This window comes from Flavisolibacter ginsengiterrae DSM 18136, from assembly GCF_059568575.1.
Map to the genome: position 1 here is coordinate 1 of NZ_JCANTR010000009.1, position 20298 is coordinate 20298.

Annotated in this window: 18 protein-coding genes and 1 other RNA gene; 5 read left to right on the top strand and 14 right to left on the bottom strand. The window is 38.9% G+C overall.

Going from position 1 to position 20298, the window contains the following annotated elements:
* Positions 1-672: 672 nt before the first annotated feature.
* The 6 genes from BP74_RS10755 to BP74_RS10780 all read right to left on the bottom strand — a co-directional run bounded on the left by BP74_RS10755 (position 673) and on the right by BP74_RS10780 (position 9501).
* Positions 673-2262, bottom strand: a complete 1590-nt coding sequence (locus BP74_RS10755) for a S8 family serine peptidase (protein WP_496373933.1) — start codon at positions 2260-2262, stop codon at positions 673-675.
* Between the two features lie 833 nt (positions 2263-3095).
* Complete coding sequence (locus BP74_RS10760) at positions 3096-4415, bottom strand: pyridoxal phosphate-dependent aminotransferase (RefSeq protein ID WP_496373935.1); 1320 nt, start codon at positions 4413-4415, stop codon at positions 3096-3098.
* Positions 4416-4425: 10 nt separating this feature from the next.
* Positions 4426-4647, bottom strand: a complete 222-nt coding sequence (locus BP74_RS10765) for a hypothetical protein (RefSeq protein WP_496373937.1) — start codon at positions 4645-4647, stop codon at positions 4426-4428.
* Between the two features lie 368 nt (positions 4648-5015).
* Complete coding sequence (hppD, locus tag BP74_RS10770) at positions 5016-6164, bottom strand: 4-hydroxyphenylpyruvate dioxygenase (protein WP_496373939.1); 1149 nt, start codon at positions 6162-6164, stop codon at positions 5016-5018.
* Positions 6165-6837: 673 nt separating this feature from the next.
* Complete coding sequence (locus BP74_RS10775) at positions 6838-8742, bottom strand: TonB-dependent receptor plug domain-containing protein (protein ID WP_496373941.1); 1905 nt, start codon at positions 8740-8742, stop codon at positions 6838-6840.
* A gap of 222 nt (positions 8743-8964) precedes the next feature.
* The gene (locus BP74_RS10780; RefSeq protein ID WP_496373943.1) at positions 8965-9501 is read right to left on the bottom strand and encodes an RteC domain-containing protein; all 537 of its coding nucleotides are present in this window, start codon (positions 9499-9501) and stop codon (positions 8965-8967) included.
* Between the two features lie 209 nt (positions 9502-9710).
* On the opposite strand from BP74_RS10780, the gene BP74_RS10785 reads away from it, so the two are divergent.
* Positions 9711-10049: a hypothetical protein gene (locus BP74_RS10785; RefSeq protein ID WP_496373945.1), complete on the top strand. Its 339-nt coding sequence runs from the start codon at positions 9711-9713 to the stop codon at positions 10047-10049.
* Positions 10050-10155: 106 nt separating this feature from the next.
* On the opposite strand, the gene BP74_RS10790 is transcribed toward BP74_RS10785, so the two are convergent.
* A complete protein-coding gene (locus tag BP74_RS10790; protein ID WP_496373947.1) occupies positions 10156-10719 on the bottom strand; it encodes an RNA polymerase sigma factor in 564 nt (187 codons plus the stop codon).
* 136 nt (positions 10720-10855) lie between these two features.
* Positions 10856-11299, bottom strand: a complete 444-nt coding sequence (locus tag BP74_RS10795; RefSeq protein WP_496373949.1) for a protein-disulfide reductase DsbD domain-containing protein — start codon at positions 11297-11299, stop codon at positions 10856-10858.
* Between the two features lie 339 nt (positions 11300-11638).
* On the opposite strand from BP74_RS10795, the gene BP74_RS10800 reads away from it, so the two are divergent.
* The 4 genes from BP74_RS10800 to BP74_RS10815 all read left to right on the top strand — a co-directional run bounded on the left by BP74_RS10800 (position 11639) and on the right by BP74_RS10815 (position 14186).
* Complete coding sequence (locus BP74_RS10800; RefSeq protein ID WP_496373951.1) at positions 11639-12340, top strand: response regulator transcription factor; 702 nt, start codon at positions 11639-11641, stop codon at positions 12338-12340.
* Positions 12341-12446: 106 nt separating this feature from the next.
* Positions 12447-12821: a hypothetical protein gene (locus BP74_RS10805; protein ID WP_496373952.1), complete on the top strand. Its 375-nt coding sequence runs from the start codon at positions 12447-12449 to the stop codon at positions 12819-12821.
* A gap of 1 nt (position 12822) precedes the next feature.
* Positions 12823-13476, top strand: a complete 654-nt coding sequence (locus BP74_RS10810; protein WP_496373953.1) for a hypothetical protein — start codon at positions 12823-12825, stop codon at positions 13474-13476.
* Positions 13437-14186 (top strand): sensor histidine kinase, encoded by a 750-nt coding sequence (locus BP74_RS10815; RefSeq protein WP_496373955.1) that lies wholly within the window; start codon positions 13437-13439, stop codon positions 14184-14186. Before BP74_RS10810 ends, BP74_RS10815 begins: the two co-directional genes overlap by 40 nt.
* Before the next feature lie 17 nt (positions 14187-14203).
* On the opposite strand, the gene BP74_RS10820 is transcribed toward BP74_RS10815, so the two are convergent.
* The 6 genes from BP74_RS10820 to rseP all read right to left on the bottom strand — a co-directional run bounded on the left by BP74_RS10820 (position 14204) and on the right by rseP (position 20239).
* Positions 14204-14665 (bottom strand): hypothetical protein, encoded by a 462-nt coding sequence (locus BP74_RS10820; protein ID WP_496373957.1) that lies wholly within the window; start codon positions 14663-14665, stop codon positions 14204-14206.
* Positions 14666-15056: 391 nt separating this feature from the next.
* Positions 15057-16106 carry a PAS domain-containing sensor histidine kinase gene (locus tag BP74_RS10825; protein ID WP_496373959.1) on the bottom strand — a complete coding sequence of 350 codons (1050 nt, stop codon included), beginning with the start codon at positions 16104-16106 and terminating at the stop codon, positions 15057-15059.
* Positions 16107-16420: 314 nt separating this feature from the next.
* Positions 16421-16744, bottom strand: a complete 324-nt coding sequence (locus BP74_RS10830; protein WP_496373960.1) for an ArsR/SmtB family transcription factor — start codon at positions 16742-16744, stop codon at positions 16421-16423.
* Positions 16745-16837: 93 nt separating this feature from the next.
* On the bottom strand, positions 16838-18091 hold the full coding sequence (locus tag BP74_RS10835; RefSeq protein ID WP_496373961.1) for a site-specific integrase: 1254 nt from the start codon (positions 18089-18091) through the stop codon (positions 16838-16840).
* A gap of 246 nt (positions 18092-18337) precedes the next feature.
* Positions 18338-18711, bottom strand: a transfer-messenger RNA (tmRNA) gene (gene ssrA / locus BP74_RS10840).
* A 178-nt stretch (positions 18712-18889) separates the two neighbouring features.
* Entirely contained in the window at positions 18890-20239 is a 1350-nt protein-coding gene (rseP, locus tag BP74_RS10845) for an RIP metalloprotease RseP (protein WP_496373962.1), read from the bottom strand.
* Positions 20240-20298: the final 59 nt, after the last annotated feature.

Here is a 20298-nt window from a genome sequence, read left to right on the forward strand (position 1 = left end):
AGAATGTTCTCACTTGTGAAAAGAGGTGCCTTTTACGTGGATAACTACAAATTTGCAGCTTAAAAAGAATATAAATTTGGAGGTTTGGGAGAACTAGAATACAAAAGGTCTAGGCAAACCCCAACGCTCCGCGGGTTTTGCCGGGCCAGCGCACAACGATCTTTACTACAGGTTGCCTTAGAAATTATGAATACAGTCTTTCGTTTACTGTGGCAACTTCCTACAGAGTGGCATTTACTTTAGATCGAACATGTGATATGCGTAGATACTAAAGGCGCTGAATTGCGGACATTATCATTAACGATATAAGTTACAGGAATCGAATTTCCGCAATGAGGCGCTGGACCAGTCCTTAGTTCAGAGAGTTTTTGCATTGTCATGACCTTGGTGGATTTAAGAAAAAAACTTAGATCTCACCGAAGGTCCTCCTGCAATGACAGTTTAAAATTGCTGCTTCGTAGCGGGAGATTGCTTCCTCGCATAAACGTTTTTATTCACCGAACGTTTTTTCAAGCTCATCGCAATGACGGGTAAAATTTGAAGGTGCTTTGCAACGACAAAGTCTTATTCCAAATGAATTACACAAACTACACACTGCACCCCTCAATTCCCTGTGCATCTCAGTGCCTCTGTGTCCCCGTGGTTCTCTACTAACAGCTAATAGCTAATAGCTCATTTTTTTCTTTTATTGTAGCTCTCTGCCAGAATCAAGGCATTGTACGCATTGACAACACCGCCGGAAACACAGACATCCTGAAAAGGAAGGTGCATTGTGATGCTACCATCTATCACTATGACATTATGGTCTACCTTCTGAACGGATTGCATAATGATATCTTTAACCTGTATAGCGGTGAGCTTTGGATAGCGGCTGCGGATGAGGGCAGCAAGACCTGTTACTACGGGGGCGGCCATGGAAGTTCCATCGAAGGAAGCATACCTAGAACCGGGAATACAACTATAGATATGCACACCAGGTGCGAATACATCTACTGTGGTTTTGCCCCAGTTGGAAAACGAAGCTACAAGTGTGGAGTCATCTTTGGGTCCGGAAGCTCCGACTTCAAGCCAGGCAGAGGCGAGGGTACTGTCGTTGAATAATTTGGTAGGGTAATTCTTTTCCTTATCCAGGTTTTTACCTTCATTGCCTGCGGCATGAATCAATAAGACATCTTTGGATATGGCATATTTAATAGCCTGGTCAACCCTGTCTTTATAGGGCGAATAGGCCTTACCAAAACTCATATTAATAACCTTAGCACCATGGTCAGCTGCATATAAAATAGCATTGGCCACATCTTTATCCCTTTCGTCTCCATTGGGCACAGTGCGGATGCTCATAATGCGCACGGCATCAGCGATACCCTGGATACCGAGATCATTGTAACGTGATGCAGCAATAATTCCTGCCACGTGGGTGCCGTGTTCTGCATCAGGACCGGTGACATCATTGTTTCCATAAATACGTTGCGATGCATTGAAATAATTATCACCTACAACAGGACGGGGATCAAAATCGAGGTTGAGGTAATAGTTAACCTGCGTGGTGAAATAATCAATAGTGCCATTTAAATTGTCCTGGATGAATTGCTGCACCGTGTTTCCATTATCAAGAAAAGGCTGCAAAGTTTTGATGGCATGTTTTTCAAGATCAGTTTTGGCTGCATAGGCTTTCCATTCTGTAGCTGAAGGATCCGGTTTGCCTATAGCAGAGCAAATATTCAACAATGCATTTTTAAACTGCTGGTACTGGTTTAAAGTATTGGTGGCATTTGTTTTTTCATGTTCATAGTGCTTGAACATATCCTGAAACTGGTCATAGCCTGGTTTCAGGGATGCAGGAACACCTGTGGTAGCGAGGCTATCCCAGTATCCTTTTTTTTGCCTGATGATGCGTGTGAGCTCCAGGTTATCGAAATCCACATTTCCTTTGGAGGAACCAATGAAATTCCAGCCATGCTGGTCGTCAATATAGCCATCATGGTCATCGTCGCGGCCATTGAGCTTCGATTCTTTTTTATTATACCAGAGGACATCTTTCAGGTCCAGATGAGCGGTGTCTACTCCACTGTCGATGACAGCGACAACTACTGGTTTTAGCTTTTTATTTTTTGCCGATAATAATTCGTTATAAGCTTTATTGGTACTGATGCCAAAGATGGAGTCCTGGGTGAGGTCGGCATGTTGCCAGTTGTGGGATTGGGACCAGGCAAAGAGGGGGAGAATGAAGATGAAGGCGGTGATGGTGCTTTTGATTGACATTATTGACTGTTTCTGGTTTATAGTTTTGTTTCTGGTTCGTTAAGTCGGAGAGTATTATTTTTTGCAAGCTTTATTAAGGATTAGCTATTAGCTGATAGCTGATAGATGTTAGCCAGTGAGTGTTTTGAGGTTTATGTTTTTGATTTTGGTTTGGCAGGAATCAGAGAACTTCTATTTTCAATCTTCACTATGGACAAGGGTTTGCGGTATTGCAAAAATTGAGGGTAAGCTTGCACCTACCCTCACCTTAACCATTTGACTTTTGCAATTCATGCCGATTCAAGAGACAAGACGATTGGTGTAGTAGTAAGTACTATTATTTGTAGCGTTATTTAGTTATTTGGAATGGAGTTGACTATTTAATGAGTTTTTTTGCCTTCGGCAATTATGATTTTCCACTTTTTGACGCCCAAAAAGTGGAGCAAAAAGGGCGCATTGCCCCAAACGCTCCGCGTGGGCAATGAGGCCAGCGCACAACGGTCATAACTACTGGTTGAAATTTATACTATGCATACAGTCTTTCATTTACAGTTGTAGTCTCCTTCTGGGATTACCTGGCTTTAGGTCGAAGACGTGATATGCGGGGAGGCTGATTGCGCTGAATTGCGGACAGTACGGTAACTATTAGCGGCGGAGGAATCGAATACCCGCAATGAGGCGCTGCAGGCAGTCTTTACTTCGAAGTGTTTAGGTGTTGTCATGGTTTGGGAGAAGGTCGGAGAAACTTTATGCAGTACAACTAAGTCTTTATCGCGAAGATTATGAAGTCTGCGAGTTAGCTTACCATACTGGTAACCCGGACTCGCAGGTGAAGGAAAAAAACGCGTATATAGTTATTGACTTACTGTGGTAGCGGAGATTATTTCATGCATGTTGTCCTCTTTTTTGACAAATGGCTTTAATACAATGCGCAGGTTTTGCAGCATGATGGGAATGTCCTCCATTCGACAAGTGCCGACTGAAAGGCGGAACCAGGGAAGTGTGTTGGAAGTGCCGAAAACAGAAAATGGAAGCACAGCTATACCTGCGTGTTGCAGGAGAAATCCAGCTACATCGGGGGCCGTTTCCAAAATCTTTCCTTTGGCCATCTTACCAACTATATCAATATGCAAGGAAAGATATAAACCTCCCCTTGGAATTAAGGCATCGATGGGTATGCCCTGGTTACGGAGTGTCATTATACCTGAATGCAGTTTGTAATGCCTCTCGTTCAATTCAGATTTTAAAGTTCTTAAATATTTACTTACAGCAGAGGAAACTGGTAAAAAGCGAGCCACAGCTTTTTGTTCGGGCATGGGTGCCCATGCACCAAGGTGAGTAAGCAGATTTTTCATTTTTGATAATACATGCTTTGGCCCTAAGCACCAACCTACCCGGAGGCCAGTTGCTGCAAATATTTTTGAAATGGCATTTATGGTAATAACGTATGGCCTTAAAGATGGTGAGAGCAACACAGGGTTGGTTTGTTCAAAACCTTTAGAAACTAGATTGCCATACATGGAATCAAAAAGTATGTATAGTTTTTTCTGATCGGGACCACGGCTTGCATTTTCATTTGCTACCATGGTACAAATAGCTGATAACTCAGATTTGGAATAAACGGTACCAGTAGGATTTTGTGGTGCACAGATACATAACATGACAGCTTCTTTAAGGTGTGGCTCCAATGTTTGAGCTGTCAACAAAAACCCATCCTCGGGGTAGGTTGTTATAGGAATGGCCCGGGCACCTACTAATTGAACATAGTAGTCAGTATTCCAGGAAGGCAAGCCATAAATAACACCATCGCCTTCATCGCATATAGCCCTGAAGGCTGCATAGATGAGCGGCCTTCCCCCGGATGCTACAAGGATCTCATCGGTTTCATAATTGAGGTCGCTCCATTCTTTTTCGAAAATGCGGATGGCGCCACGAAGGTCTGCATTGCCTTCGGCTATTGGGTAATTGGTATAATCTTCGGCATAGGCTTTCATGGCTTCCTTTTTCAGCTCCATGGGGATGGGAAAAATGGAAGGATTGAAATCGCCTACGGTGAAATTGAAAACGTCTTTTCCTTTGGCTATGAGGGATTTTACAGCATTGCTGTAATGAAGGATCTGGGAGCCTTCGAGGTTGTGTGATAGAGAGGATAATGGAGTAGGTTCGTGGGTCATGGTTTGATATTTAGCGGTTTGCTATTAGCTGATAGCTATTAGCGTAGGGTTGATGGTGATAAATGGTTTGATACTGATTGATGGTTTTTATTTTACTTTTTGCCTTCGGCAACTTTTTAATTCCACTTTTTGCTTGTCCAAAAAGTGGAGCAAAAAGGACATCGCTGCCATAAACGCTCCGCGTATGCAGCGGGAGCCAGCGCACAACGATCATAACTACAGGATGAAACATTCACTATGATTATAACTTTTACTTCAAGCGGTAACTGAACTATAGCTTTGAACAAACTTTGAATCGAACACGTGATATGCGCAGAGACTGAAGGCGCTGAATTGCGGACGTTCTCGTTAACAATAAAAAGCCATGAATCGAATTTCCGCAATGAGGCGCTGGACCAGTCTTTAGATTGATGTGTTTTTTCGTTGTCATTACCTTGGAGTAGGTGTTAAAACCTTTATATAAGGCAGTCATGTTTTAGGTTTGGTGCATAAGTATGAGATGAAATAATTTTAAAATTTTTATAGCAATAATTTTAGTGCGGTTTAAAATACTTAGATGGATCAATTTTGTTAGCGGTTGTTATTAGCTAATGGCGATTTTTATAGGTTTCCCCGGGCTGCTTGTTCTCTTTCGATAGCCTCAAAAAGAGCTTTAAAATTCCCCTTTCCAAAACTTTTAGCCCCTTTTCGCTGTATGATCTCAAAGAAAAGCGTAGGCCTGTCCTGAACCGGTTTAGAAAATAATTGCAACAGGTAACCTTCGTTGTCCCTGTCAACTAAAATGCCCAATTCTTTTAAGGGCTCCAGGTCTTCATCGATATGTCCTACCCTGTCCAGCAGGTCATCATAATAGCTATTGGGTACTTTCAGAAATTCCACACCCCTGCTCATCAGGTCCTTTACAGTTTTTACAATATCATGTGTGGCCAATGCTACGTGCTGCACTCCTTCGCCATTATAAAATTCAAGGTACTCTTCTACCTGCGATTTTCTCTTTCCTTCCGCAGGTTCGTTAATTGGAAATTTAACATACCCGTTCCCGTTACTCATAACCTTGCTCATCAGGGCTGAATATTCCGTTGAAATATCCTCATCATCGAAACTGAGAATATTTTTAAAGCCCATCACATCTTCATAGAATTTAACCCATGGGTTCATTTGGTTCCAGCCAACATTACCAACACAATGGTCAACATATAACAAACCCGTATCGGCGGGGGCAAAATGAGGATTGCTCCATGGCTTAAAACCAGGTAAGAATGCACCTTTGTAGTTTTTTCTTTCAATGAATAAATGTACAGTGTCTCCATATGTATGTATCCCACTCATCACCACTTCGCCTGCTTCATCTCTCAATTGTTGGGGAGCCAAATAAGACTGGCCACCTCTTTTGGTAGTTTGTTCCCAGGCACTTGTTGCATCATCTACCATTAAAGCCAGGAACTTAACCCCATCACCATGTTTATATATATGGTCAGCTATTTCATTTCCTGGTCTTATAGGAGTAGTAAGCACGAAGGTTAGTTTATGCTGTCGTACTGCATAACTTACTTTATCTTTTATACCTGTTTCATGTCCTGCATAAGCCAGGGCCTGGAAACCAAAAGCGCTCATATAATAATGGGCAGCTTGTTTGGCATTGCCTACATAAAATTCAACATAATCTGTGCCTTGCAGTGGTAAGAAATCGGTTTGGGTATTAGTATTATCCTTTTGATTTGTTACCGGGAGGGTTATGAAATTATCCATGAGATACATTGTTAGGTTTTTTAATTGTCACTTTCTTTGCTTGCCCAAAGAAAGTAACCAAAGAAAAGGCACGCTGGCCCAACTGCTCCGCATGCGCAGCGGGGGCCAACGCACAACAGTCATAACTAATGCTTAGTAGACACTCTATGATTACAGTTTTTCCCTGTCTAAGCTTTCTTCACCACAATCTCTAAATCTTTTGGGTTCGAACACGTGATATGCGAAGAGACTGAAGGCGCTGAATTGCGGACATTTCGTTAACGATGGTGGGCAGAGGAATCGAATTTCCGCAATGAGGCGCTGGAACAGTCTTTAGATCCAAGTGTTTTTTCGTCGTCATTGCCTTACTGAATATGTTACAAACATTATATAAAACAATCATGTTGCGAGATTAGGTGCATAAGTATTAGTTGAATTAAATATTAAAATTTGATCGTTGGAACAGCCTTCAGTTCTAAGTGTCATTCATTAATTCTTATATCCAATTAGCTTGTATTTATCTGCTATTTGCTAATAGCTAACAGCTATTGGCTAAATGCTCCTCCCCAATTAAACAAAGAAAGGGATGTTGCCATCCCATATCTTGTTCTAAAAACTAATGCGTAAAATGAAACCAAATAATAGACGTTTGTGCAGGCCGGAAGTACTATGTTTTTTTATGAATAATATTATCTTATTTCAACGACCACTTTATACCTCCTGTTAGCCATCTGCCTGGTAATTGGGCTCCAAGAAGATCGCTGCAGGTTTCATCAAAAACATTATCTACCTGCATAAATAACCCAATAGATTTTTTATTAAATCCATATTCCAGTTTGGAATTCATCATAAAGCATTTTGCCGGAATTTGCTTCATTCCCGGGGCGGATTGTGGCATCCTGTCTTTGTAAACTCCGGATAGGCTTAATGAAAACTGATTGAATGAATAAATCACAGTGCTATTTACCAGGTACGTGGCGTGTGAATTAATATAGAAAGAGGTGACAGCCGAATCGCTATGGCTACGTAACCATATAAAGCCTAGGCTAGCAGACAGGTTTTGGCGGGACCGGATGCTTTTGGAATAGTTGACATCCAATTCGGAACCTGTGGTTGTCAGATCGTATAAATTGGAAGCAAGGGCATAGGAACCTGTTGGGGAAAGATTGATTTTGCGGGGCATATCAGCATAGGGTGTTGGCACATAATCAATCAAACGTGTATGGTATCGCTGGAAGAAACTTGCAGACAGACGAAAAAAACTATTTGCCATGTAGTCCATTCCAGCCTCATAGGATAAGGAACGTTCTGGCACCAGTAAAGGATTTCCAATACGTCCGCCGGATACAAATGTTTTATTGTAGTTATTATACTGTTCAGTGAAGTCCGCATCCCGAACAGTTTTACCCCCGCTTGCCCGAAATTGAAATTGGCGCCAGGAATAAGAAAGGTTTAATTGTGGCAGCCATTCGCTTCCACGGGGTGATGTATAGTCTAAACGTAGGGATGGATTGATAGTTAAAGCACGGAGTTGATGTATATAAGAAAGAAACCCGGCTACCTGGTTCTCATTATGATCACCCCGATCGTTTGAGCGTATCATTTTGCTGATATATTGAACACCTGACACGAGGGAGGCGTTTTGATTAATAGACTGACGGTAAATGGTTAGTAACTGAAACAGTTGAGACTTATTTTGATTGGCAGTAGATGATGGGTTGTATATGTAATGATCAGCAACCCATTTATAACCAGCATTCAATTCAACATCTGAAGTATTTTTCTGGTATTGAAGGCGAAGCTGGTTCCAGGAGGTTTTAACAGTTTCGGCTGCGGTATCGGATAAAAATGTGGTATAAAAATTTTGTGCGCCAAATTTTCGAGCATCGTAAGAAGAGCGCAGCGCCAGGCGCCAGTTGGGATTGAAACGCAGCTGCATTGAAAATGAGAGGGTGTTATTATTAAAATTCCCTTTGGTTCCTCTCTGCGGCTGGCCTGTTGCATTATTGGAAAGAAAGCCGCCGGAAACACAGGTTTGACCATTGGAATAATATCCGCCAATATTAGTATTCACAAAACCATATTCACCTGTAGCTGCGCTTGCTGACAGTTCCTGGGATCTGGAGGTTTGCGATGCAAATGATTTAGTAATGATATTGATAACTCCCCCTACAGCTTCGGAACCGTAAATGGATGATGCAGCACCTTTTAGGATTTCAATGCGATCGATTTCTGACGGTGCAATAGGGATATAGCTATTAAAATGGCCGGTATTGGGATCATTAAGGCGAGAGCCATCAAGTATAACTAAAACCTGTTGAAATGTTCCCCCACGAAGAACTATATCAGACTGGGCACCTGCGGGTCCACGCATTTGAATTTCAACACCGGGAACATAGCGCATTAATTCGTCAATTGAATGAACTGGCAGCTGATTGAACATATCTCCATTAATGACCTGGATATTTCTACCTGTATGGTTAATAGATTGAGGTGCGAGAGAACTGCTAATGGTAATGGTGTCCATGGCCGGAGGCTGGGCATGCAAAAGATTATATAATAGGGAAAAAACAAAGGCAGTGGAAAATTGGCGGATCATACTTTTTCGAAATTTTGAATAAATATTTAATGATGGCAATTGTTTGTACCAGGGTCCTTTAAGGTGCATATAGAGACGTTGCTCAGACTTGTTGGGAAAAACTACATCAGAAATAATGTATAGCGTTGAATGGATAATTTATCAAAATAAATGGAAGGGATGTAGAAACATCCCCTTCCTGACTTAGTGGCTTAAGACTAGTCGACTGCATCTTTTGAAAGTTCAGGCTTTTGATAAATTGGACAATGCATATTGTGCATATTTTTCAAAAGCCAATAATTTTGATACCAGGTGATCGTGTGTTGTTTTTGCTTTAGATTCGGAATGTTCGCTGCTATGAGGATGCACTTTCTTTCTTTTAAAGTAACAGGCGTCATAGTGCGTGGAGCCCGAAGTGTAATAGTGATAAAATTCAGCATAGAGTATTTTAAATTCCTGCAGGCGATCTGCTTCTCTTTGCCAGAACAATAATTTCTGTTCAGCATCGGGTGGGCAAAACAGTATGGAATGATACACTAAACCATAATATTCCAATTCAGCTATTAATTTTGGTTTTAGAACTTTAAAAAATTGAATTTCTTCTTCTTCTGACTCAAATTCATTGATAGACACAATCTGTTTTAATTGGTTCCAACTGGTTTTAAGGGAACTAAATGCACATTCCACAGCCCGTTCAAATGGTTGAAATAGCAAACATTCTTCCAGCTGCTTTGCAGACAGCTGAAGCAATTTTTGGCTTTCAGTCTGGATTACGGACATTGTGTATTACTAGTTTACCCTATTATTTGCCAGAGCAACATCGGTTCTCTTTTACACATTCCCTGACCAGTAAAGACGACTGACAGTATTTATAGTACTATTTAGAAGAGAAATTATTGGTTTCTTTTAAACAATAAATGCTTTAAGATGTCATTTAAGAAGAACATACAAATTATATTTATTTTAAAACCCCAGGATAATTATTCTACATGAATTCGTATTATGTTGCGAAGAAAATAAAAATCATGACAGGTGAAATTGAAAAGAACAGAATCTATTCTTACAGGATTAAGGAGAATGCATATGAAGAATTGGTAAGGATATTGAGATTTCCTGTTGTTACAGGGCCTGAAATAAATGGCCAGGTATGCCGGGTAACTACCTATCATGATACAGAGTTAAGTATTAAAAAAGAATATTTGGATCAATATAAACAGGACAATGTGGTGCAGGTGCGTTTATTAAAATATGATAGCAGGGAATTTGTGGTAATGGGCAGCATGCTTATGCCTTTACAAGAGAGTATCATTCCAGAAAATAATCAATAATTGATAAGGGAAGGATTACAAACCCTTCATTTTACCCAGTTAGAATTCAACAAGATTATACGTTATGAGAGGTGCAATTTACTGATGCCTATGAAATTTTTAACACCTATTGGGCATCAGGCATTTTGGAAGTGGCAGTGATGTATTTTTTAATAGATTTTAAAGCCTCACCCATTTGTACCCTAACGGTGTTTGGAGAGACGCCGAGCACTTTGGCAACCTTGTCCCGCTTCCACCCATGAACCCGCATTAAAACATAGACCATTCTTCGCTGGGGCGATAATGCATTCATAGCTTTTTCGACAATTTTAAAACATTCATTACTTAAAATTGTATCGTCGGTGATGGTGCTATATTGGATATGGTGTTGCATAGCATCATTTAACAATGTTCTTTCGTTTGAAAGCTTTTTTATATAATCCAGTGTACGATTACGCATCATGGTATAGATCCATGCTTCAAAACATTCTATTTCTTCCCATTTATACCTGTAGAGCCAGATCTTAATAAATACTTCCTGGGTGACTTCTTCTGCATGCAACTGTGATTGGGTGATTAAAAAAGCGTAATTGAATATCTTATCTCTATGAGTGGAATAGAGTTGATTAAAGAATGCTTCGTCTTTAACAGCACAAGCGGATGAACGAAGCTCATCATGAGCAATAAGCATGAGTGGCAATGGTTTTCGTTATAGCATGTATATCTTACCCCGGGTTTTATTGAAAAACCCGGGACAGGTAATTACGCAATCGTTTCTCCTTATGGCGGGGATTGAATTTCCCTTTAAAAGATAGCCTACACTACTTTTAATTCAGCGCAATAGAGAAGGGAATAGAAGCTGGTGGCAGGCATTGCTGATCGTTACAACACATATATTGCACTGCACCTGAAAATTTTGTCTTTGCTTTAGTTTTCAATTTTATGACCTGGACAAAATCTACTGATTCTTTATAGTATAAGACATCAATACCAAACACATCCTCAAATTGTTTATGTACAGATCCAATTTCTTTAACCGAACCCTGCGTGGAGAGCAGCGGGTTTTTATTAAAAGTAAAATTTGTAGGTAAAGGCCCTCCGCCAGGAGTGGATTGTGAATATATTTTCCAGGGACCTTGCACTAAGGCAGTGAAATGAACTTCGTAGGAATCAGTTGCCAATTTTTTGAAACTGAATTTCCATTGTACCGGAGTTTGTGCCCAGGCGTTGCAAATAACAAACACCAATGGCAATAGTATCCACCTTTTCATGTGTAGTTGTTTAGAATAGAAAGAATATGCCTTCTTATGTTAGACGTACTACTATGAAAAAAGTACTACATCATCTATAAGATTTTCTTGTTAAATAAAATGATAACCACTTTATGATGTAAGAACAATGATGGTGTATGTAAGACACGTTGACAATGTATTTATATTACTGAATGAAAATATTTTAAAGGGCATTTTATCCTTAAAATGCCTTGTTATGATAATGCGCTAAGACGATTGAAACTCTGTTTAGTACCTGTGAACACCTTACTATTCCTGCCAAAAAAAATAAATAGTTTAATCATTGAAAAAATGAGTGCAAATGGGATAAACAGTCTCATGTTTTATTACGTACTTAGTCATGAAATAGATTATTTGATGATAAAACCACCGGATACTCCTATCAGCATTGTGCTGGCAGATGATCATGAACTATTAAGAGATGGGTTTAAAGCAATGCTCAAAAAATTTAAGCAGGTGCAATTATTGGGTGAGGCAGGCAATGGAAAAGAGCTTTTGGAGCTGGTAAGAAAATTTGAACCGCAGGTGGTTATTACAGATATTAAAATGCCATTACTGGATGGAATAGAGAGTGCCAGGCTGATAAAGGAAGAATTCCCGGCAATTAAGATATTAGCCCTGACAAATTATGATGAAGAAAGCCTGATCATTGATATGATACAGGCAGGGGCTGATGGATACCTTATTAAAAGTGCATCCAAAAAGGAAATCCTGGATGCCATATTTACCATATTAAGTGGTAAAATCTATTATTGCACAACCACCTCTCAAAAATTACTGAATCATTTTAATGATAACCCGGTATGCAATGCTAGAAAGGAGAAGGATATAAAATTTACAAAGAGGGAACTGGATGTGATGAAATTAATTTGCAGGGGTCTGACGAATAAAGAAATAGGTAGCGAGCTTGGCATAAGTGCCAGAACTGTGGAAAGTCATAAAGAAAGCATACAGGAGAAGATAGGTGGTAAAAGTGCAGTGACCATTGCATTGTTTGCATCACGGAATGGTTATATCTGAGAAATGTCCGTAACATTCCGGAGTATATTATCCGTGAGATGCCCGGTTTTTAAATGGCAAATCATAACTCATTTTGGTGAATTATTCTTTCACCTAAATTAAAGTTATGAGTTCCTTTATTTCCTTAGAAGAAGCAATTAAAATGACAACGGATTACAGAGATCACCGGGAAAGTATTTTACAAGCTGCCTACCAGGGCAAAAACATTTTATGTATTTCAGAAACCTTTGAAAAAAGCCAGGTGGAGACAGTCATGAACCAGTCGGGGTGTGTAGGTTTACGTGTATATTATGGAATGGATGCAGAGCTAAGGGTGCATGCAATAATAGTAGGCGTAGACGAAAAAAACCAGGACATCACGGGCGGCATTTTTGCAAAAAATGCAGTGAATACGGCAACGACAACGGATACCGGAAGTTTTTTGGAAAATGGTCAGCGATGCCCTGAAGAATGCCCGCCATCATCGCCTTTAAATCCCTAGTATGAATTATTACATAGCTACTATATTTAGTTTCACTATTGTAATAGCTGCCATAATTGGCTGGATCCGTTATTCAAAGATGGATCCGGCCTTTTATCCTTTTTTATTCCTGGTGAGCATTGCCTCCATAAATGAGGTAATTAGTTTTATTGTCATTCAAAACAGGCATTCCAATGCTGTGAATGCCAATATTTACTCTCTGGCAGAATCCCTGCTGATTTGTTGGCAATTTAAAAAATGGAAGCTTTTCTCAAGGAAGGAATCTTTATTCTACATCATAGTTAGCTTACTCATAGCATGCTGGCTTTTTGAAAACTTCTATCTATCCTCCATATTTTTATTTGACTCCTATTTTAATATTACATACGGCCTGGTGATTTGTTTTATGAGTATGAGACTCATTAATCAAATGGTGCTTGTGGATAAAACCAATTTGCAATCGAACCCAATCTTTTTGATTTGCTTTTGCTTTTCAGTTTTTTACATGTACAGCTCACTCATTGAGATTTTTTGGATTTGGGGTCTTGGAGGCAGCAAGTCATTCCGACTAAATATTTATCGCATATTTTCTTATATAAATTTATTCTCCAACTTAACCTATGCGATTGCCATGCTATGGATACCCAGGAAGCGAAAATTTATGGTGCTGTTGTAATTACTACCATTATAATCGGGTGCATTATTGCTTATTTCTTCATTGCAATATTGCGCCAGCAGCGATATAACCTTTTGCTACAAAAGCAGAACCTCACTGCAGAAATATCTGCCATGGAGCGGGAAAGAAGTCGCATAGCTGCAGATCTGCACGATGAAATTGGCGCTTACCTTTCATTAGCTAAATCAAAGCTTTCAAGCCTGGAAATAGCTGCCACGACTAATGTTACTGAACACACAGAAATTGAGACACTGCTGGATAATTCATTAAAAAGAATCAGGGAAATATCCTTTGACCTAATGCCTGCAAGCTTGCTAAGAAAAGGATTGCTAAGCGGCATTAAAGAATATATATCATTTGTAAACAGGAGCACCCCTATTGAAATTGCCCTGGTGGGAGAAGTCAGTCCGACATTGCCTGATTGGAAATTGATCCATATTTACAGGATGATCCAGGAGATGATTCAAAATGCTATTAAGCATTCTGCAGCCACTGAGATGCTTATAGTGTTTGAACAACAGGATGAACTATCAGTATTGAAATTATCTGATAATGGCAAAGGATTTGATTTTGAAACTGCTTCACAGAACTCTACTGGTTTAGGGCTAAGGAGCCTTCGAAACAGGGCTGAATTGATTAATGGGAAACTATTTGTGCAATCAGCAGAGGGACAAGGTATCAGTTATGTATTGGAGATTCCAATGAATTAAGAGAATCTGCGTTGATATTATTTAATGTCAAAGGAACTTCCGTTAAAAGCGGAGTCATTTAATTTTTCCAGAAAATAAATAACCTTGTATTGGTTTTGATTTATGGTCTTTCTTGAGTATAACTCCAGGCACTGCTGATCCCACTTACGAATGAAAAATTCTTCCCGGAGCTTTCCTGAAATTTTATCTCGGCTTTGAATACGGCCTTTGTAATTATTAATGTATAAAGTTTTTTGGATGCCGGCATTGTTATAAATCTGGATAGTTGATAGTTTGGAAAAATTCCAAAACTGGATGCCGGTATCAATAACCCTGGCTAACCTGTTATTCTCAAAAACCTCTACCCTATTCATTCTGAAATACCCATTAACTGCAGGTTGATTACCGCAGCCATGGTTACAAATCATCACCAGTAAAATGATAATAGTAAGACTATTATGCCTTGTGGATAGTGTATAAGATAAGCAATCTTTTTTCACTTGTTTTGGCAATGATCTGGTTAGATATTACAGGTGCAAATTGGTGTGTTCAATGATGCAAATTATCCGGTGTATTACGGATATGCATAAAAATTGATCAGGGGATGCAGGGGAAGTCTTAATTCACAAATGTTTTCCAGGAAATTGGAATAGTTTCCATAGGCTACAGCGAGGTTCGATTCCAGATGATGTTTGCTTTATACTGTGGTTTTTCTTTCGTACCTGGCGCTTAAACATGCTGTTATTGAAAGCAATTTTATTTGCTTGAAAAAACGAAGGGTAAGTAGAAACAAACCCCCGGTTATGTGACATGCACATGAGAAAAAAATTAAACACTTTCTGCTTATTAATTAGACGTATGAATAAGTGATAAGTACTATCTCAAACCCGATTAACTATACATTTTTTCCGATAATGGTATATAAACGCTTAGGGTACAACCTTCGCCTTTGCCCGTATTTAATACTGCCTTGCCTCCAAATAGCTCGGTTCGGTTATAGATATTTCTCAGGCCTAATCCCCTCGGGATATTATTCAGATTAAATCCAACCCCATCATCACAAATTTCAAGCTCAACTGAATGAGAAGCGGCAAATAGCCTGATTTCAACGGAAGTAGCTTTAGCATGCTTAATTATATTATTTATTTGCTCCTGAATAATCCGGAACAATGATAGTGCGATATCCTTATTAAGTTTTTGTAGCTGCCTTTTGTTTGAATGTTTAAAATCACAATTCAGCTTACCGCTTGTATTGATTTTCGCTATTAATTCTTTAATGGCATTAACAAGGCCTATTTCATGAAGTTGACCCGGGTTGAGCTGATGTGAAAGGCTGCGAATTTCATTTATAGCGTTCTGAAGGTGTTCATAAGTGTTTTTCAGACAGATGGATTTTTTATCTTCTTTTATTACCCCTTCTAACAGCAGCTTACATGTGGTAAGGATCTGCCCGACATTATCATGTAATTCATTTGCTATATAAAACCTTTCTTTTTCCTGGGCCTCTAAAATGGCACTTATAAAAAGCCTCCTTTTTTCCTGTTCGAGGCTTGTTAACCGTTCCTGTAAAATTCTCTTTTCCGAGATGTCTTCACCAAAATATATCACTGCTATTGAATTATTCCTTTTATCTTTTTTATCCATGCATTTCCACCTGATCAATCTTTCATTCCCTGCTTTGGTTTTTATATAGCATTCCTGCGGTTCTTTTCCTTCTTCATCTCCATTCAGCAAAAGCCTGAACCTTAAACGCTCAATTTTTATAAAATCTTTTGCGACAAACTTGCCAAACCAGTTTTTACCTACAATTTCGGGATAAGTATACCCCAGCAATTGTTTTCCAACCGGGTTGATATACTCAATTATCTCGTCCTGGTTAAGGACAATGACCATAGAAGTGCCAAGCTTTAAATAATCAGAAAGTGTTATTCTTCTACGCATAGAGGTATAGGAGTTTACCAGTTCTATAATGGGCAGAAGTTTAAGACTGGCAATCAGTTTTGATTAGTTATATATTAATTGTATAAACAAAGGCTTGTAAAAACAAGCCTCGGATTACAAAAACATAAATATCTTAGACGACTGATATTTAGCCTGGTACTATGTCTGGGAAAATAAAATAATAGGGGCTTGTAAAAACAAGCCCCGCAATTCTATTACTACACTGCTTTTGATTCAAAGAATAATATAGAGACGAACGATTTTGAAAATAGTACTATAATACCTGGTACTTAGAGTAATGCAACTTCCTTTTTTTAATTGGGAGAATTATTTTTTCTTTTATCAAGGATTAAGTTTACTGCAGATTCTTTAATCTGAGATAGTCTTTCATAATTCAGAGAATACAGTACCTTATTGCTTTCCTTCTGTGATTGAATAACTTTTAAAGATCTTAATATAGATAATTGATGAGAGACATGTGATTGTTCCTGGCGAAGAGTTGTATACATTTCCTTGACAGTAATTTTTTGATACAGATGAATCAGGTGAATAATTCTGAGTCTTAAATCATTGTTTAAACCCGCGAATATTTTAGAAGCATCCTGGAACAACTTTTCGTCAATTAATTCATCGTTCATAAAAGGCTCGGGAAATTTATATTAGTTACTATAACTCTCCTCAATATTTAGCTTACAAGACGATCAATAATTAAACTAGTGCTACTTAGCTTTTTAAGAATTCTCAATCTTGCGTAAACCTTTGTCATCTGTCCCATTTAACTTCTGTCGCAACATTTTCATATCCTGGCTTATTTTATTATCCAGTATTTTGGCATAGTGCTGCGTCATTCTTAATGAGGAATGGCCTAACATCTTGGCTACGCTTTCAATAGGAACCCCGTTATTTAATGTCACCGTAGTACCAAATGTGTGTCTGGCAACATGATAGGTTAAACGTTTATGAATGCCACAGAGGTCAGCAATCTCTTTTAAATACTCATTCATTTTCTGGTTGCTCCAGACTGGCAACACGCAATTTTTGTGCACACATGTTGGATGAGATCTATACCTATCCAATATATTTATACAAACTGGCAACAATGGAATTCTGGACAGCACTTCTGTTTTTTGTCTTTGGATAAAAATCCATTTTTCTCCATCTATACCTATCCGTATGTCTTCCCTTTTGAGATTATAAACATCTATGTAAGCCAGCCCTGTAAAACAACTAAACAGAAATACATCTCTTGCGATAGATAGTCTTTGAGTTTGAAAGTCTTTATTTGCAATTGCATCAAGTTCCTGTTGATTAAGAAAGGGCTTAACCACTTCCTTTGTTGCCAATTTGAACCCAGTAAATGGATCTTTATGTAGCCAGTCTTTTTTTACACAGATCAGGACAATTTTTTTAAAATTAGACAGGTACTTCATAGTTGAATTATGTCCGCACTTTCTTACCGTTCGCAGGTAAAAATCAAAGTCTGATATGAAAGCAAAATTCAGATCGCTAATAGGCCAATCAGATACATGATGTTTCCATTGTAAAAACGAGATTAAATGGTCCATGGTAGTCTGGTATCTGGTAAAGGTTTGCTTTGAGTAGCCATTACCAATAAGTGATTTTAAATTGTCATTGTGATCACGGAAAACATCAGTGATCATCCTGGGTTTGGATGTGATTCCCAGCAGGTAATTTTTAATACTATTGGAAGTTACTTCCTGCCTTTCGTCCATCAATTTTTGAACAGCTTCATAAGCTTTTCGTTGAAGTGAGTCCAGGTATGCATTTAAGATTTTGCTGTCCTCCTTAGTTCCTGTTGCCCTCCCTAAGGCACTGTTCCATTTGGTCGAATCCCACTTACGCTGGACGGAATACTCAGTGCGAAGACCATTAACAGTAATTCTTAAATAGATAGGTTGGACGATACCTTTAGAGCCTTTTGGTTTCTTCAACCAAAATAGAAGTGTGAATGTTTTGGAAAGCATGGGTTGCCTTTTTGGGTAAATAAATATAGAATTACAGGCAGGGTGAGACAAGATGTTTGGATATTAAACGAGTTGAAAATCAACCGTTTGATGCCCTAATCGGGACCACTTTTTGATTTTATTCTTTAGGTCCCGAATTAGTCACATAAAGAATGAGATTTATTATACAATTTGGGGGACCGGTAAAATAAAAAAAGCTTGTAAACCAGTGATTTACAAGCTTTTTAATTAGATTGAGATTCAATAAAGTGGAGGTGACCGGAATCGAACCGGTGTCCAAACATGATTTTCAAAAGCCTTCTACATGCTTATTTCTGAATTAATTGTCGGAAAAGAACCGGAACAGAACAAACCAATTCTTTTCTTAGCTGGATGGTCTTAAGCAAACAGTCACAGCCTTCTGTTGCAGCAGCCTGTATTTGTTTAATGTCGGCGGCGGCGCCTGGTTACAAGCCAACCCGCGCGGCGGCCCTAATGACTACTTAATCACTGATTAGGCAGCCATGGCATACTGAGTATTGCCATTTATTGTTTTGAATATTCAGATTAAAGAGCTAATTATCCAACGCTCTGCATGCTTATACTTTCAAAGACCTATGCTGTCAAAACCAAACACCCCCGTGATTGAGTTTATAGTTTATGGTTTGTAGTTTGTAGTTGTCGTAAATGTTGACAGCTTACTCCTTCATTCCATCTGAACTCTTAACAGTTTTTAATTGATACTATTAGTTTGAACAGCTTACAAATTTACTGAAAAGAATGAGGATGGGTAATAATAGAATTGCTAATAATTATTACCTACTTAAATAATCGCCATATATCCAAACCAAATGCATAGAGCATCAAGCCCAACAGTAATACCATACCTACCATTTGTGCGTATTCCATAAACTTATCACTAGGCTTACGACCAGTGATCATTTCATAGATCGTAAATAAGGCGTGGCCACCATCAAGAGCTGGAATCGGCAAGATGTTCATAAAAGCCAGGATGATGGAAAAAAGCGCAGTCATGGTCCAGAACCGGTACCAATCCCAGGTGCCACCAAAAGTTTTACCTATGGAAATAACGCTCCCCAGGTTATCAGAAACCTTGTGCTCCTTTGAAGTAAATAATAATCTTATTCCTGTTATATAATCACTTAACCGATCTACTCCATAATTAATACCGGCTGGTATAGCGGCAAAAAAAGTGTACCCTTTTTTCTCTATTCCCAAAATTTTGGAGGGATCTTTTGGAAAGAATCCAACACTTCCATCTTCCGTAAGTTTAACAGCTACTAGGGCAGTATCATTATTACGCAATGCTTTTAATGTTACTACTTCATTTTTGTGCTGCTTTTTAATGGAATCAAATTCCTGGTAATAGGAGAAATTCGCATTATTCAAACCAACGAGAACATCACCTTTTTTTAATTCACCGGATTTGTATTCGATCTTAGGAGAAATGCTATCTACAATGACGGGAAATCTTGGAGAAACAAATCCTCTCAATTGATTTTTAGTCAGTTTCCGCACAAAACCTTCTGGCATTACAACAGTGGTGTCTTTACCTTGCCTGTCCACTTTTAAAATTACCCTTTCCGCCAGCATCAATTCCTTGGGAAGGTCATTCATATATACCAACGGCTTATTATTAACCCCGGTAATAATATCTCCCCCTTTTAAGCCTGCTGATGTGGCCAGGGAATCAACACTTAAACCATATTTTAAATTCTGAACAGGTAATTTTTCCTCACCCCAAACAAAAAGTATCATGGCAAATAAAACCAGGGCCAGTATGAAGTTGACTATTACGCCCCCCAGCATTATGATCAGGCGTTGCCAGGCTGGTTTGCTCCTGAATTCCCATGGTTGTGCAGGCAATTGCATTTGCTCTTTATCCATGCTCTCATCTATCATCCCTGCAATCTTTACATATCCCCCCAATGGAATCCACCCTAAACCATATTCTGTTTCACCAACTTTCTTTTTCCATAAAGAAAACCAGGGATTAAAGAATAAATAGAATTTATCTACACGGCAACCAAACCATTTTGCCGGAAGAAAATGGCCCATTTCATGTAAAACCACCAATATTGAAAATGCCAAAATAAATTGTCCTACGTTGGCAAAAAATGCAGACCAGTCTGTTGCTAATAAAAACATATATCTGTTTCATTCCTGCCAGATCCTTTGAAGGCAGGCTTTATTAATTATTTAATTAC

Excerpts from the sequence above, each read along its gene's own strand:
- BP74_RS10755 (WP_496373933.1), bottom strand. The coding sequence starts at position 2,262 with ATGTCAATCAAAAGCACCATCACCGCCTTCATCTTCATTCTCCCCCTC.
- BP74_RS10760 (WP_496373935.1), bottom strand. The coding sequence starts at position 4,415 with ATGACCCACGAACCTACTCCATTATCCTCTCTATCACACAACCTCGAA.
- BP74_RS10765 (WP_496373937.1), bottom strand. The coding sequence starts at position 4,647 with ATGTTTCATCCTGTAGTTATGATCGTTGTGCGCTGGCTCCCGCTGCAT.
- hppD (WP_496373939.1), bottom strand. The coding sequence starts at position 6,164 with ATGGATAATTTCATAACCCTCCCGGTAACAAATCAAAAGGATAATACT.
- BP74_RS10775 (WP_496373941.1), bottom strand. The coding sequence starts at position 8,742 with ATGATCCGCCAATTTTCCACTGCCTTTGTTTTTTCCCTATTATATAAT.
- BP74_RS10780 (WP_496373943.1), bottom strand. The coding sequence starts at position 9,501 with ATGTCCGTAATCCAGACTGAAAGCCAAAAATTGCTTCAGCTGTCTGCA.
- BP74_RS10785 (WP_496373945.1), top strand. The coding sequence starts at position 9,711 with ATGAATTCGTATTATGTTGCGAAGAAAATAAAAATCATGACAGGTGAA.
- BP74_RS10790 (WP_496373947.1), bottom strand. The coding sequence starts at position 10,719 with ATGCTTATTGCTCATGATGAGCTTCGTTCATCCGCTTGTGCTGTTAAA.
- BP74_RS10795 (WP_496373949.1), bottom strand. The coding sequence starts at position 11,299 with ATGAAAAGGTGGATACTATTGCCATTGGTGTTTGTTATTTGCAACGCC.
- BP74_RS10800 (WP_496373951.1), top strand. The coding sequence starts at position 11,639 with ATGTTTTATTACGTACTTAGTCATGAAATAGATTATTTGATGATAAAA.
- BP74_RS10805 (WP_496373952.1), top strand. The coding sequence starts at position 12,447 with ATGAGTTCCTTTATTTCCTTAGAAGAAGCAATTAAAATGACAACGGAT.
- BP74_RS10810 (WP_496373953.1), top strand. The coding sequence starts at position 12,823 with ATGAATTATTACATAGCTACTATATTTAGTTTCACTATTGTAATAGCT.
- BP74_RS10815 (WP_496373955.1), top strand. The coding sequence starts at position 13,437 with ATGGATACCCAGGAAGCGAAAATTTATGGTGCTGTTGTAATTACTACC.
- BP74_RS10825 (WP_496373959.1), bottom strand. The coding sequence starts at position 16,106 with ATGCGTAGAAGAATAACACTTTCTGATTATTTAAAGCTTGGCACTTCT.
- BP74_RS10830 (WP_496373960.1), bottom strand. The coding sequence starts at position 16,744 with ATGAACGATGAATTAATTGACGAAAAGTTGTTCCAGGATGCTTCTAAA.
- BP74_RS10835 (WP_496373961.1), bottom strand. The coding sequence starts at position 18,091 with ATGCTTTCCAAAACATTCACACTTCTATTTTGGTTGAAGAAACCAAAA.
- rseP (WP_496373962.1), bottom strand. The coding sequence starts at position 20,239 with ATGTTTTTATTAGCAACAGACTGGTCTGCATTTTTTGCCAACGTAGGA.